The sequence below is a fragment of the Conexibacter sp. DBS9H8 genome (genome assembly GCF_023330685.1).
Classification (GTDB): domain Bacteria; phylum Actinomycetota; class Thermoleophilia; order Solirubrobacterales; family Solirubrobacteraceae; genus Palsa-465.
This window is the reverse complement of sequence record NZ_CP097128.1, coordinates 822106-835630: the sequence shown is the minus strand read 5'-3', so window position 1 is coordinate 835630 and position 13525 is coordinate 822106. Positions and strand designations below refer to the sequence as shown.

11 protein-coding genes are annotated in these 13525 nt (G+C 73.6%); 1 reads left to right on the top strand and 10 read right to left on the bottom strand.

All coding sequences use genetic code 11. The features are described 5' to 3' along the window. Positions 1–50 precede the first annotated feature (50 nt). Positions 51–1388, top strand: a complete 1338-nt coding sequence (locus M3M55_RS03995) for a GAF domain-containing protein (protein WP_249011532.1) — start codon at positions 51–53, stop codon at positions 1386–1388. Between the two features lie 10 nt (positions 1389–1398). Here the strand turns inward: M3M55_RS03995 and M3M55_RS03990 are convergent, their stop codons facing one another. The 10 genes from M3M55_RS03990 to M3M55_RS03945 form a co-directional block, all read right to left on the bottom strand. After that, complete coding sequence (locus tag M3M55_RS03990) at positions 1399–2160, bottom strand: SRPBCC family protein (protein ID WP_249011531.1); 762 nt, start codon at positions 2158–2160, stop codon at positions 1399–1401. 17 nt (positions 2161–2177) lie between these two features. Further along, on the bottom strand, positions 2178–3218 hold the full coding sequence (locus M3M55_RS03985) for an XdhC/CoxI family protein (RefSeq protein WP_249011530.1): 1041 nt from the start codon (positions 3216–3218) through the stop codon (positions 2178–2180). Beyond that, positions 3215–4348: a VWA domain-containing protein gene (locus tag M3M55_RS03980; protein WP_249011529.1), complete on the bottom strand. Its 1134-nt coding sequence runs from the start codon at positions 4346–4348 to the stop codon at positions 3215–3217. The genes M3M55_RS03985 and M3M55_RS03980 overlap by 4 nt, the downstream gene beginning before the upstream one ends. Before the next feature lie 32 nt (positions 4349–4380). Then, positions 4381–5232 carry a MoxR family ATPase gene (locus M3M55_RS03975; protein WP_249011528.1) on the bottom strand — a complete coding sequence of 284 codons (852 nt, stop codon included), beginning with the start codon at positions 5230–5232 and terminating at the stop codon, positions 4381–4383. Next, on the bottom strand, positions 5229–6071 hold the full coding sequence (locus M3M55_RS03970; RefSeq protein ID WP_249011527.1) for a xanthine dehydrogenase family protein subunit M: 843 nt from the start codon (positions 6069–6071) through the stop codon (positions 5229–5231). The genes M3M55_RS03975 and M3M55_RS03970 overlap by 4 nt, the downstream gene beginning before the upstream one ends. Then, positions 6068–8419 (bottom strand): xanthine dehydrogenase family protein molybdopterin-binding subunit, encoded by a 2352-nt coding sequence (locus M3M55_RS03965; protein ID WP_249011526.1) that lies wholly within the window; start codon positions 8417–8419, stop codon positions 6068–6070. Before M3M55_RS03965 ends, M3M55_RS03970 begins: the two co-directional genes overlap by 4 nt. After that, positions 8416–8907 carry a (2Fe-2S)-binding protein gene (locus tag M3M55_RS03960; RefSeq protein WP_249011525.1) on the bottom strand — a complete coding sequence of 164 codons (492 nt, stop codon included), beginning with the start codon at positions 8905–8907 and terminating at the stop codon, positions 8416–8418. The genes M3M55_RS03965 and M3M55_RS03960 overlap by 4 nt, the downstream gene beginning before the upstream one ends. Positions 8908–9069: 162 nt before the next feature. After that, positions 9070–11157, bottom strand: a complete 2088-nt coding sequence (locus M3M55_RS03955; RefSeq protein ID WP_249012443.1) for a beta-glucosidase — start codon at positions 11155–11157, stop codon at positions 9070–9072. Beyond that, positions 11099–12922 (bottom strand): hypothetical protein, encoded by a 1824-nt coding sequence (locus M3M55_RS03950; RefSeq protein ID WP_249011524.1) that lies wholly within the window; start codon positions 12920–12922, stop codon positions 11099–11101. Before M3M55_RS03950 ends, M3M55_RS03955 begins: the two co-directional genes overlap by 59 nt. Next, the gene (locus M3M55_RS03945) at positions 12886–13524 is read right to left on the bottom strand and encodes a bifunctional 2-polyprenyl-6-hydroxyphenol methylase/3-demethylubiquinol 3-O-methyltransferase UbiG (protein ID WP_249012442.1); all 639 of its coding nucleotides are present in this window, start codon (positions 13522–13524) and stop codon (positions 12886–12888) included. Before M3M55_RS03945 ends, M3M55_RS03950 begins: the two co-directional genes overlap by 37 nt. Position 13525 lies beyond the last annotated feature (1 nt).

Sequence of the window (13525 nt, the reverse complement as noted above, 5' to 3'; positions counted from 1 at the left end):
TCAGCGCACCGCCCGGCCCGCCCGTCCCGTAGGCTTGAGGGCGAGGAGATATGAGAGATCGCTGGGTTGGCCTGCAGGCAGACGTGGACGCCCGCGGCTGGGCGCGGGTGCTGCGCCGGGCGCATGAGATCGCCGTCGCCTCCGGCCGGGCCCCCTCCGTCGTTCGGGAGGTGATCGCCCAGTCCTGGCAGCGCTGCACCGACGAGGGGGTCGACCCGGGCGGACCGGGGGTGCCTCAGGTGCTCGAGCCGGATGAGGCGCGAGAGCGCTGGGCCGCCCACCCGCTCTCCCGCGCGACCGGGATCCTCCAGGGGGTGCTCGGCCAGCTTCTCTACGACGCTCGCCACATCGTCGTCGTCAGCGACGCCGACGGCTGCCTGCTGTGGTCTGACGGCCACCCGGACGTGCTCGCCGCCTCCGAGAAGATCCAGTTCTCCCCCGGGCACGCCTGGAGTGAGGCGGCGGCGGGGACGAACGCGGTCGGGACCGCGCTGGCGGCCGACCACGCCGTCCAGGTCTTCTCCGCCGAGCATTACCGGGCGGAGATCCACCCGTGGCAGTGCTCGGGGGCGCCGGTGCACGACCCCGACACCGGCCGGGTGCTCGGGGTCATCGACGTCACAGGCAGCTACCGGACCGCCCACCCGCACAACCTCTCTCTCGTCCAGACCGCCGCCCAGCTCGTCGAGAGCCATCTGCGGATGGAGATGCTCGCCCGCGACAACCGGATCCTCGAGCGGTTCGTCCAGCACACCGCCCGCTACGGCGGCCCGGCCGCCGCCCTCAGCCCGTCCGGTCGCGTGATCGCAGCGACCCCGACCGCGTGGGCCGCCGGCCGTCTCCCCGTGGAGGCGTCGGCGCTCGCGGCCGTGCTCGATGGCGATCCCGAGCTGTCGCTGCACCCGCTCGGGGAGGGTCGCCTGCTGGTGCCGAGCCGGCCACTCGGCCGGCGTGCGCCGACCCCGAGCTTTCGCATCGGCCTGCTCGGGACCGCCCGGGCGACCTTCACCGACCCGGGGGGCACCCACCATCTCAGCCTCCGCCACAGCGAGATCGTCACCCTGCTCGCCCTCCATCCGGCCGGCCTATCCGCCCGTGACCTCGCCGCCCAGCTCTATGACGCCGAGGGTCACGAGGTGAGCGTCCGCGCCGAGCTGCACCGCCTCCGCGAGGCGCTCGGCCCGCTCCTGCTCACCCGCCCCTACCGGCTCAGCTCCGATGTGAGCGTCGACGTGTGCGAGCTCGAGGCCCTCCTCACCGAGGGCCGGCACGCCGAGGCGGTCTCCCTCGGCGTCGGCCCGCTGCTGCCCGGCTGCCAGCTCGGCGCGATCAGCCGCGCCCGCGCGCGCCTCGAGCGCCAGCTCGCGCTGCCGGCCGCCTCGGCCTGAGCGGTCACGCTCAGCGCGCGCGCCGCCGCGCCCGCCACCACCCGACGGTCGCGAGCACCGCGACAACGTACGGGAACGGGTCCCGCCTTACCCGCTTGAGCAGCACCGAGCCGATCAGGGAGAGGGCATCGACCTCACTGGCCGCCCCCGCTCCGGGCGCGGGTCCCGCCGCGGCGCTCGGCGTGCCGGCGCTGCCCGTGTCCGGCCCGCCCGCATCGCCCGTACCGGTTGCTTCGGTCGCGGTATCCACCGCCCCCCCGACGCCCGCCGTCGCCGTGGGCTCGCCACCCGCAGTGGCCCCGCCGCCCGCGACGTCCTCCCCCGCGGCCAGCGAGGCCTGCAACTGGTCGGCGAACTGGCGCAGCAGCTTCTCGGAGATGTCCTCGATCATCCCGCCGCGACCGAAGCGGGCGAGCCGGCCGGTGATCCGGTAGTCGGTGTCGACGGCGACGGTGCTGACCCCCGGCCGTGTCTCGGTGACGGTCGAGATGATCGTCGCCTCCGCCCCGCCCTGTCCGCGCCGGTCGGTGCCCTGGGCGTGCATCGTCGCGCGGTGGGCGGCCTCATCGAGCTCGCGCATCTCCAGACGGCCGGTGTAGGCGGCAGACGTCGGCCCGATCTTGACGGCGAAGCTGCCGTTGTAGGAGCCGTCGTCGTTGCGGCCGGTGACCGCCGCGCCGGGGAGGCAGGGGGCGATCCGCTCGACGTCGGTGAGCGCCGCCCACACCCGTTCGATCGGGGCCTGCACCTCAAAGGTCTGCTCGAGTTTCATCTCAGCTCCTCAGATCTTTAGTGGATCGGACCGGTGATGTTCGTCAGCGGACCGCCGTTGCGGCCGTGTCGGGCAGCGACGATCTGGGCGACGATGGAGAGCGCGGTCTCCTCCCGCTCCACCGCACCGAGGTCGAGGCCGAGCGGCGCGACGAGCCGGTCCACCTCGGGCTCGGTGAGGCCGGCGGCACGGAGGCGCTCGCGACGGGCGACCGTCGCCGTGCGCGACCCCATCGCCCCGACGAACCGGGCGGGAGAGCGCAGCGCGATCAACAGCGCCGCATCATCGAGCTTCGGGTCGTGGGTGAGCACGACGACGGAGGTGGACGGGTCGATCCCGCCGAGGCGCTCGATCGCCTCCTCAGGCCAGGCGGGGATCACCGCGTCGGCGTCCGGGAAGCGCCCGGGGTCGGCAAAGCGGGTGCGCGGGTCGACGACCGATGGCCGCAGACCGACCCGGCGGGCGAGCCGGCAGACCGCCTCGGTGATGTCCCCCGCACCGAACAGGAACAGGCGCGGGCCCGGTCCGACGACGTCGAAGAACAGCTCGCCGCGGCGCTCACTGACCCCACCCCACAGCAGCTCGCCCGCGACCGTCGCCGCGGCGGCGTCACGCTCGGGGGTGCCGAGGCTGCCGCCGACGACCCCGTCGGCGCCGACGAGCAGCTTGGCGCCGAGCCCGGGGCCGTCGATCACCGTCACCTCGACCGCGGGCTGACCGTCCCGGGCGAGGGATTCGAAGGGGCCCGGCTGGTAGGCCTCGACCCACACGTCGATCTCCCCGCCGCAGGGCAGCCCGACCGCCCAGCCGTCCGCGTCGGCGATCCCGAAGCTGACCAGCCGCGGCGCCGCGCCGGCGAGGATCTGCTCGGCGATCTCGGTGACCGCGCCCTCAACGCAGCCGCCCGACACCGACCCGGCGATCGCACCGGTCTCGGAGACGACGAGCTTGGCCCCGGGCGGGCGGGGGGCGGAGCGGCGGACCGTGAGCACCGTCGCGATCGCGCACCGCTCCCCGTTGCAGGCCAACCGGTCGAGCTCGACGAGTATCTCCTTCACAGCGCCTCCAGGGTGTCGGCCAGCCGCCGCAGCGAGTCCAGTGAGTGCCCCGCCAGCAGCGTATCGACGTGGGGCATCGCGGCCGCCATCCCGCGCGCGAGCGGAGCAAAGCGCGGGTCGGCCGCGAGCGGGTTGAGCCAGATGAGCCGGTGGGCACTGCGGCGCAGGCGGGCGATCTCGGCGCCAAGACGTTCGGGCTCACCCCGGTCCCAGCCGTCGGAGAGGATGATCACGGCGGCCCCGCGGCCGACGCGGCGGCCGTGGCGGCGGTTGAGCTCCCCGAGCGCCTCCCCGATCCGGGTGCCGCCGCCGAAGTCCGGGGCGGACGCGGATGCGCGGGCGAGCGCGCGGACCGGGTCGCGCTCGGCGAGTTCGGCGGTGATCCGGGTCAGCTGGGTGCCGAAGGCGAACACCTCCACCCGGCGGTGCGCCTCGACGCAGGCGTGGGCGTAGTGGAGCAGCATCCGCGCGTACGGGGTCATCGAGCCGGACAGGTCGAGGACGAGCACGACCGGCCGCGGCCGCAGGGTCGGGGCCCGCCAGCACTGCAGCAGCGGCTCCCCGCCGGTGCGCAGCGAGGCGCGCACGGTCGCGGCCAGATCGGGGACCGCACCGCGGCGGCGGCTCGGGGCAAGCCGCCGGGAGCGCCGGCGCGGCGCCCGTCGGGCGAGGGCGACGATCAGCGGGCGGGCGAGCATCACCTCCCCGTCGCTGTACTGGGAGAAGTCCTTGGCGCCGAGCAGCTCACGGTCGCTGTAGGCGGCCGGGACCGGCTCGGCCGCCCCGGGCGCCCCGGCGACCCCCGGCGCGGGCATCCCCGCCCGCGGGAGCACCTCCTTGACGACGCCGCCGAGGGCGTCCAGGAGCGGCTCTGCGTCCCCGCCGGCACCGAACACCGCGGCGAAGGCCGCCTCGAACCGGTCGAGGTCGGCCCGCTGGGCGCAGAGGACCGCCCGGAGGGTGAGCCGCGCATCCTCCCGGCACGGGTCCGCGAGGGCGGCGAGGGCGCGCTCGGCGGTGATCAGCTCCCCGACCCCGACGCGGGCACCGAGTGCGCGCATCCGCGCCGACAGCTCCGCCAGCCGCTCCCCGGGGGCGTCGAGCAGCGCGCTGGGGCCTGGATCAGACACCGGCGCCTCCGGGCCCGCCGCTGCGATCGTCCTCAGACACCCGCGAGCACCCCCGAGGCCCGGACCCGGCGGAGATCCTCATGCACCTTGAGCACGGCGCCGAGGGTGTCCTCGAGGTCGCCGTCGGGTCCGAGGGCGAGCAGCGCCCGCGCCCACACGAGCGTCTCCCCGACCCCGGGGAGCTTGTACAGCTCCGGGTCGGCGCGCAGGCGAGTGACCGCCTCCAGCACCCGTTCGATGATCGCGGCGGGCGCCTCGGGCACCCGGGCGGCGAGGATCGCCCGCTCCCGCTCCCGGTCGGGGTAGTCGATCCAGTGGTAGAGGCAGCGGCGCTTGAGCGCGTCGTGAAGCTCCCGGGTGCGGTTGGAGGTGAGGATGACGAGCGGCCGGGAGCGGGCGCTGACGGTCCCCAGCTCGGGGATGCTCACCGCGAAGTCAGAGAGGAACTCGAGCAAGAACGCCTCGAAGGCGTCATCGGCCCGGTCGATCTCATCGATCAGCAGCACCGCCGGCTCCTCACTCTCCAAGGCGGAGAGCAGCGGCCGGGTGATCAGGTAGCGGCGGTCATACAGGCGCCCCTCATCCACCCCGTCCCCGGCCGCCCGGAGGGCGAGAAGCTGGCGGGGGTAGTCCCACTCGTAGAGGGCGTGATGAAGGTCGATCCCCTCGTGACACTGGAGGCGGATCAGCGCAGCGCCGGTGGCGCTCGCAAGCGCCCGGGCGACCTCGGTCTTGCCGACCCCGGCCTCCCCCTCCAGCAGCAGCGGCTGGCCGAGGGTGACCGCGAGGGCGAGGCTGATCTCCAGCGCCCGGTCCGACACGTACCCGGCGGAGGCGAGCACGGCGCTCGCCTCCGCCGCACAGCTGATCTGCGCGAGCCTCACGCCGGCGCGAGCGCGGCCACCAGCGCCCGCTCACACAGGACCCGAGCGAGGTGACACTTGTAGTCGGCGTCCGCGTCGAGGTCGGCGGGCGGGTCGGTCCCCTCGGCCGCCCGCTGGGCGGCGGCGGCAACCGCCTCGGCGGTCGCGGGCTGGCCGCGGAGGGCGGCCTCGACCGCCCCGGCCCGCAGCGGAGTCGACGCCATGTTCGTCAGCGCGACCCGCACGTCGACGCAGGCGCCGTCGAGCACCTTGACGGCGGCGGCGACGGCGACGACCGCCCAGTCCTCGGCTCGGCGATGGAACTTCTCATAGCCGAACCCGTAGCCGTCCATCGCCGGGACCCGCACCTCACAGAGCATCTCGTCGGGGGCGAGCGCGGTCTCCATGTAGTCGGAGAAGAACGCCGAGGCCGCGATCGTCCGCTCCCCGTCGGGCCCGTGGGCGACGACGCTGCCGTCGAGGGCGAGCACGGCCGCGGGCAGGTCCGAGGCCGGGTCGCCGTGGGCGAGGGAGCCGCCGATCGTGCCGCGGTTGCGGACCTGCGGGTCGGCGATCGTCGCCGCCACCCGGTTGAGCAGCCCGACGTCACTGGCCGCCAGCCGCGCGTGCGGGGTGAGCGCGCCGATCCGCCACTGGGCGCCGTCACGCTCGATCCCCGCCAGCCCGGGGACCCCGCTGATGTCGATCAGCCGGCTCGGGGCGGCCAGGCGCAGCTTCATCAGCGGCACGAGCGAGTGGCCGCCGGCGAGCAGCTTGGCGTCCTCCCCGCCGGCCTGGAGCGCCGCCACCGCGTCCGCGACGCTGCTGACCCGCTGATAGTCGAACTCTGCGGTGATCATCGCGCCTGTGCCTCCTGGATCGTCCGCCACACCCGCATCGGGGTGAGCGGCATGTTGATGTAGTCGACCCCGAGCGGCGCGAGCGCGTCGATGACCGCGTTGGTCACCGCCGGGGTGGCGGCGATCGTCCCCGCCTCCCCGACGCCCTTGACGCCCATCGAGTTGGACGGCGACGGGGTGATCGTGTGGTCGAGTTCGAAGTTCGGCAGCTCGGCCGCGGTCGGCAGCGCGTAGTTGACGAAGCTGCCGGTGACGAGCTGGCCGTCGTCGTCGTAGACGACGTGCTCATACAGCGCCTGGCCGATCCCGTAGGCGATCCCGCCGTGCACCTGCCCGGCGATCAGCAGCGGGTTGACCGGGTTGCCGCAGTCGTCGACGGCGACGTAGCGGACGACGTTGACCTTGCCGGTCGCCGTGTCGACGTCAACGATGCAGGCGTGCGCGCCGAAGGGGAAGACGAAGTTCTCCGGGTCGTTGAAGGTCGTCTCCTCCAACCCGGGTTCCATCCCCTCCGGGACCGCGCCGATGTAGGCGATCCCGGCGACCTCGGCGAGGGTCATCCCCTTCTCCGGGGAGCCCTTGACCGAGAACTTCCCGCCGGACACCTCAATGTCCTCGGGGGCGGCCTCGAGTTCGGCGGCGACGATCTTCGCCGCCTTGGCGACGACCTTGTCGGTCGCCTTGGCAACCGCCTCACCGCCGTTGGCGAGGCTGCGCGAGCCGTAGGTCCCGCGACCCTCCGGGCCGGTGCCGGTGTCGCCGTGGATCACCTCGACGACACTCGGGTCGACCCCGAGCCGGTCCGCGACGATCTGGGCAAACGCGGTCTCGAGACCCTGGCCGTGCGGGGAGGTACCGGTGTAGACGGTGACCGCCCCGGTGTTGTGCACCCGGACCATCGCCGACTCCCACAGGCCGGCGCCGACCCCGACCCCGGCCGGGCCGGTGATCCGGCTCGGGGCGAGGCCGCAGATCTCCGTGTAGGTGGAGAAGCCGATCCCGCGGTAGATCCCCTGCTCGCGCAGCTGGGCCTGTTCGGCTCTGAAGGCGTCGACGTCAACGTGCTCGAGCAGCTTGTCGAGGCTGGCGACATAGTCGCCGGAGTCGTAGATGACCCCGGTGGCGACGGCGGCGGGGAAGTCCTCCTTGGGGATGAAGTTGCGCCGGCGAAGGTCGAGCCGGTCGATCCCGAGCTCGCGGGCCATCTGGTCCATCATCACCTCGATCATGTGCGTCGCCTCCGGGCGACCGGCCCCGCGGATCGCGTCGGTCGGGCACTTGTTCGTGAACACGCCGGTGATCTCGGTGGTGACGGCTCCGATCTTGTAACAGCCGCCCATCACGAACGCCCCGAGGGACGGGATCAGCGGGGTCAACAGCATGTTGTAGGCGCCGAGGTCGGCGAGGATCTTCACGTGGTAGGCGGTGATCTGCCCGTCCCGGGTCGCGCCCATCCGCACGGTCGCGATCTGGTCGCGGCCCTGGTGGGTGACGCTCATGTTCTCCGAGCGCGTCTCGATCCACTTCACCGGCCGTCCGAGGGCGCGGGAGGCCCAGCAGGCGACGATCTCCTCACCGTAGACCTGCAGCTTGGCGCCGAAGCCGCCGCCGACCTCCGGCGCGATCACCCGCACCTTCTCCTCGCTGAGGCCGAGCAGCAGCGCGACGAACAGGCGGACGAAGTGGGGCACCTGCGTGCTCGTGTGCAGGGTGAGCGCGCCGGCGCGGTAGTCGGCGAGCACGCCGCGCGGTTCGATTGGCGCCCCGGCGATCCGGTGGTTGATCACCCGCCGCTGGATCGTCACGTCGGCGGCGGCGAACCCGGCCTCGAGATCCCCGCCGGCGAGCGTCCAGGAGTGCACCTGGTTGGTCCCCAGCTCGGGGTGGACGTACGGGGCGCCGGCGATCGCCTGCTCGGGGTCGATGGCGACGGGAAGCGGCTCGTAGGCGACGATCACGTCCTCCGCCGCGTCAACGACGGCGTAGCGGTCCTCCCCGAGCACGACGGCGACGGGGTCGCCGACGTGCTTGACGCTGCCGCGGGCGAGCGGCCAGTGCGGCGGGTTGTTCACCTCGACCCCGGGGGGCGCCCAGGCCATCGGCAGCGGGCCGGCGAGGTCGGCCATGTCCTCTCCGGTGAGCACGGCGTGGATGCCGGGCCGGGCCGTGGCCGCGCTCGTGTCGATCGAGACGATGCTCGCGTGCGCCTCGGGGGAGCGGACGAACGCCGCCCACAGGGTCCCCGGAAGGGAGATGTCGTCGACGTACCGGGCCCGGCCGGTGATCAGGCGCGGATCCTCCTTGCGCCGCAGCGGCCGGCCGACGTGCGGCTCAGCGGTCGCGCTCATGACGCCACCGGCGCGCCGGCGCCCGCCTCAGCGGCGCTGAGGACGGCCTTGACGATGTTGTGATATCCGGTGCAGCGGCAGAGGTTGCCGTCGAGGGCGTGGCGGACCTCCGCCTCGCTCGGATGCGCGTTCTCGGCGAGCAGCGCCGCGCTCGCCATGATCATCCCGGGCGTGCAGTAGCCGCACTGGAGCCCGTGGTCGTTCCAGAACGCCTCCTGGAGCGGGTGGAGGTTCCCCTCTCCGCCGAGCCCCTCGATCGTCGTCACCGCGCTCCCCTCCGCCTGGACGGCGAGGATCGTGCACGACTTCACAGCATCACCGTTGAGGTGCACCGTGCAGGCCCCGCAGTTGGAGGTGTCACAGCCGACGTGGGTGCCCGTCAGGCCGAGGTCGTCACGCAACGCGTGGACGAGCAGCCGCCGCGGCTCGACCTCCAGCTCATGCTCCACGCCATTGACGGTGAGGTGCACCGTCACAGAACCGCTCATGGGATCTCTGTCCTCTCTCTCCACCGACGTCAGGTCATCCCAGCATCCCCGCCCGGCGCCCGGGGCGCAAGTCCCCGGTCGCGGGTTGCATCAACGTTGCAGTCCGTCCGCGAGCGGAGGGGCCGGCGCCGTGACCACGGCCGGGCCCGCGCGTGGCCCGTGTCAGTAGGCGCGAGGCGACAGCCGGGCCCAGCGCCGGCGGATCGTGCGACGCAGCGGCAGGTGCGCGGAGGAGTCGCCGACCGCGATCCCGTAGCGGCCCGGCGTGACGATCCACGTCCGCCGGCGGTCTGACCAGTGGGCGAAGCTGACCGGGGTGAGCCGGAGGGTCACCGTCTGGGACTGTCCCGGGTCGAGGAACACGCGACGAAAGCCCTTGAGCTGCTCGGGGGGCTCACCCGTGTTGGCCGGATCGTGGACGTAGAGCTGGACGACCTCGGCGCCCGGGCGCGTGCCGGTGTTGGTGACCGCGAGGCTGACCGTCGCGGCGTCGGACCGTCGCCGGGTGCGAACCACGAGATGCGACAGGCCGAAGGTCGTGTAGGAGAGGCCGTACCCGAACGGGAACTGCGGGCGGACGTGGTGGGCCTGGTACCAGCGGTAGCCGACGAAGATCCCCTCCGAGTAGGCCGAGTGCGGTCCGAGCGGGTCGCCGGGGCGGTCGACGCCCGGCCACTGGGCGGCGGTCTGGATCGGCTGGGCCGCCTGGCTCGCCGGCCAGGTCTCCGTCAGGTGGCCGGACGGATCGACGTCTCCGTAGAGGAGGCTCGCGAGCGCGACGCCGTCCTGCTGGCCGGGGTAGAAGGCCTCCAGCAGCGCCTTGGCGCCCGCCAGCCACGGCATCAGGACCGGCTCGCCCGTGTCGAGCACGACGATCGTGTTCGGGTTGGCCGCCTCGACGGCGGAGACGAGCGCGTCGGGGGCGACCGTCGGCGGGACGCAGACGCCGATCAGGGTGCAGGTGTCCCCGTTGAAGCTGAGGTTCGGCTCGTCGACACCCTCCGATTCGGAGTTGCCGACGACGACGATCGCGACCGAGGCGGTCCGGGCGACCGTCTCGGCGTCCAGCAGCGACGAGCCGTCCGCGTAGAGAACGGTGTCCCCGGAGGCGGCGGCCCGCCGGGTGAGCGCGGTGAGCGGGCTGACGACCGCCGGGTTGGTCCCGAACTCCGGGACCCGCCCGGACCCTTCCGCGTTGTAGACGAGGTCGGCGCCCGCGGGGCCCGCATCCGTGCCGATCAGGGCGATCCGGCGGTCCGCCGCCGTCAGGGGCAGGATGCCGTCGGCGTTCTTGAACAGCACGCTGCCCTCCTCCGAGATCTGGCGGGCAAGGGCGATGTGGTCGGGGGTGGAGACGTCCGCGGCGTAGGCGGCCGGCTGGGCGGCCGGCGGATCGTTGACGACCCCGACGGCGAACTCGGCCCGGAGGATGCGCAGCACCATCGAGTCGAGGACGCGCATCGGCACCGCGCCGGACTGGACGGCGCGCTGCAGCGCCGCCCCGAAGTACGTGCCGGGGGAGACGTTCATCTCGATGTCGAGCCCGTTCAGCGCCGAGGGGACCGTCGAGTGGGTCGCCCCCCAGTCTGAGACGACAAACCCCGGGAAGCCGAACTGGTGCAGCAGGACGCCCTTGAGCGTCTCCGGGTTCTGGCACGCGTAGATCGAGTTGATCCGGTTGTAGGCGCACATCACGCCCATCGCCCCTCCCTGGTGGATGGCGACGTCGTACTGGGGGGCGTAGAGCTCCTCGAGCGTGCGCAGGGACAGGTCGGCGGAGTCGACCGGAGGGCCGGAGGCGCCGCGATCGGTCTCCTGGGAGTTGGCGATGAAGTGCTTGAGGGTGACGATCACATGCTGGGACTGGATGCCGCGCACCTCGGCGGCGCCGATCTGCCCGGACAGGTACGGGTCCTCACTCATGTACTCCCAGTTGCGCCCGTTCTCGGGGATCCGGTCGGTTTCGATGCCGGGGGCGAGCTGGACGTCGATGCCCTTGGCGTGAGCCTCGGCACCGAGCGCCTGCCCGAACGCGTAGTCGAGCTGGGGATCCCACGTGGAGGCCTGGACGATCGGGTCGGGAAAGGCGGTCGTGTTGATCTGCCCGTCTCCGACCCCCGCCCCGGCGTCATTGAAGACGAGGTCGGGCAGGCAGAGGGAGGGGATCCCGGCGAGGTAGCCGGCCGCCCCGTCATGGGCGTCGATCGGCAGCTGCTGGGCGGTGAGGGAGACCTTCTGTGCCAGGGTCATGTGGGCGAGCACCATCCGCGCGCGGGTCAGCGCACTGAGCGCCGGGTTCAGCCACGGGCAGGCCGGGGCGGCGGCGTGTGCGCCCTCCGCAGAGGCGAGCGGCAGCGCGGCGGCGGCGCGGCCGGGACCGCCCGCCCCGCCGAACATGAGCACCGCGCACGCGCCGAGCGCGACCGCCACTGTCGTCACGGCGCCGCGACGCCGCCCTGATCGATCCATCTCTCTCCTTTGGCCCGCGAGTGTAGGCCAGATCACCGGCCGCGGAGGGGAATCTGCCTGCGTAGATAGAGATCGGTCGGGGCGCCGCGGAGGTCGACGGGCGGCTCAAGCGGCGTCGCGGTGATCGTGCCCGGGACGTGCCGGAAGTGCGCGGCGAGCTGGCCGGCGAGCCAGGCCGGCGGCGCGAAGTCGAGGACGACCGCCTGGATGTGGTCTCGGATGAGCGCCCCGGCGAGGGAGCGGCGCAGCACCCGGGCGCCGCGCGGGGCTTGTGAGCGCAGCACCTCCTTGATCCCGTCGGCCTGGGCGAAGCTCCCTTTTCCGGCGAGCGTGCCATACCACGGGTGATCGAGGATGAGCACCGGACCGGGGCGGCCATCAGCTCCCGCCCGGCCCGCTCGTCCGCCGCGCTCGGCAGCGCGGCGGACGTGTCCGCGAGCAGGCTGCGGTACTGCAGGCCGATGAGGGCGACGGCGATCAGGGTGCCGGCGACGCCGGCGCGGCGGCGCAGCGCGGCGACGGCGATCCCCCCCAGGCCGGCGGCGGCCGCGTAGGCGGGGATCAGCACGTTGAGATAGCCGCCGCTGTGGACGCGGGAGAGCCAGGCGGTGGCGAGCAGCCCGCCGACGGCGCCGAGGTCATAGAGCCATCTCCCGAGCCGCTCCCGATCCGGGCGGCGGCGGCCGAGGGCGGGCAGGGCGGCGAGGCCGCCGAGCCCGAGCAGTCCCGTCAGCCAGTGCAGGTGGCTGAACAGGTCGACGCTCCAGAACTGCCAGCGCAACTGGGGGATGGTCGGCTGGCCGGCGAGCTCGGCGACGACGTAGTAGCGATACCACCCGTCGGTGGCGGCGTTGAAGGCGAGGGTGGAGACCCCCACGAGGAGACCGAGGACGAGCAGCGCCGACAGCGCCGCCCGCGGGCGCCAGGGGAGCAGGAGCAGCAGGGCCGGCACGACCGTCACCAAGCCGATCTGCTTGGTGAAGAACGCGAGGAATCCGAGGACGCCGACCCCCGCACCCGCCCACGCCGTCTCCATTCGGCGCCCCCGCCACAACGTCACGAGAGCGAGGGCGACGAACAGGGCGTCGAGGCGGGCGACGTCGAAGAACCAGCCGGTGAGGCTGTCGGTGGCGGCGAACAGGCCGGCGGCGAGCGCCCCCGCGACCCGGTCGCCGGTGACGTCACGGACGTAGACGCCGACGACGGCGATGGCGCCGAGGGAGGCGGTGAAGGAGATGAGACGCAGCGCGAGGAAGCCGTTGCCGATGATCGCGGCGACCGCCGCCCCGAGGTAGCTGTAGAGCGGGGTGTAGGTGAAGCCGACGTAGCGGAGGCTCGGCGGGGCATACAGCCCGCGCCCGTCGAGGACGCGCTGGACGAGCTCGACGGTGCCGCTCTCGAGCCAGTCGAGCTCGTAGGGGTAGCCGAGCCGCCGGCTCGCCAGCCCGACGCAGACGAGGACGGGGACGGCGGCGAGGGCGAGCGCGAGGGCGCGACTGAGCCTGACGCTCAGCCCGCGCCGGTCCGGCGCAGGGAGGCGAAGCATCGCTCGCCGCACCGCCAGCTCCGTTCGACGCTGAAGCCGGCCGCCCCGGCCAGGTCGGTGATGTGTCCCTCCGAGACCTGGGCCCAGGCGAACCAGCCGCTCGTGCGTCCGTCCGCCTCGATCCGGGCGCGGGTCGCCGTGCTCCGAACGGGGCGCGGATCGAGTTCGATGAGGACCTCACCGTCGCCGGCGAGCAGCTCGGCGAGGCGGCGCAGCAGCCGTTGGGGATCCCCGCCGATGCCGATGCTTCCGTCGAGCACGAGGGCCGTCGCCCACACCCCGGCGTGGGGGATCTCGCCGAAGATGTCGGCGACGGCCGCCTCAACTCCGCGAGCGCGGGCGAGCGCGACCGCGACCGGGCTGAGGTCGACCCCGAGCCCCGGGACGCCGACGTCCGCGAGGGCGCGCAGGTGGCGGCCCGGCCCGCAGCCGACATCGAGCACCGGTCCACGTACGCCCGCGAGCAGGCGCCGTTCGGCCGTGTCCGCGGCGGCGAGGTAGCGGGCGACCGGCAGCGCGGCCAGGTGGCCGTCACTGAAGCGGACCTGCAGGGGGACGGGCCCGCGCAGGGCCCGTTCGAACAGGTCGAGGGCGGCCTCCACG

What these genes read in the sequence shown, in the direction of transcription:
- M3M55_RS03950 (WP_249011524.1), bottom strand. Translation starts at nt 12,922, where the DNA reads ATGCTTCGCCTCCCTGCGCCGGACCGGCGCGGGCTGAGCGTCAGGCTC.
- M3M55_RS03955 (WP_249012443.1), bottom strand. Translation starts at nt 11,157, where the DNA reads ATGACCCTGGCACAGAAGGTCTCCCTCACCGCCCAGCAGCTGCCGATC.
- M3M55_RS03965 (WP_249011526.1), bottom strand. Translation starts at nt 8,419, where the DNA reads ATGAGCGCGACCGCTGAGCCGCACGTCGGCCGGCCGCTGCGGCGCAAG.
- M3M55_RS03990 (WP_249011531.1), bottom strand. Translation starts at nt 2,160, where the DNA reads ATGAAACTCGAGCAGACCTTTGAGGTGCAGGCCCCGATCGAACGGGTG.
- M3M55_RS03970 (WP_249011527.1), bottom strand. Translation starts at nt 6,071, where the DNA reads ATGATCACCGCAGAGTTCGACTATCAGCGGGTCAGCAGCGTCGCGGAC.
- M3M55_RS03995 (WP_249011532.1), top strand. Translation starts at nt 51, where the DNA reads ATGAGAGATCGCTGGGTTGGCCTGCAGGCAGACGTGGACGCCCGCGGC.
- M3M55_RS03960 (WP_249011525.1), bottom strand. Translation starts at nt 8,907, where the DNA reads ATGAGCGGTTCTGTGACGGTGCACCTCACCGTCAATGGCGTGGAGCAT.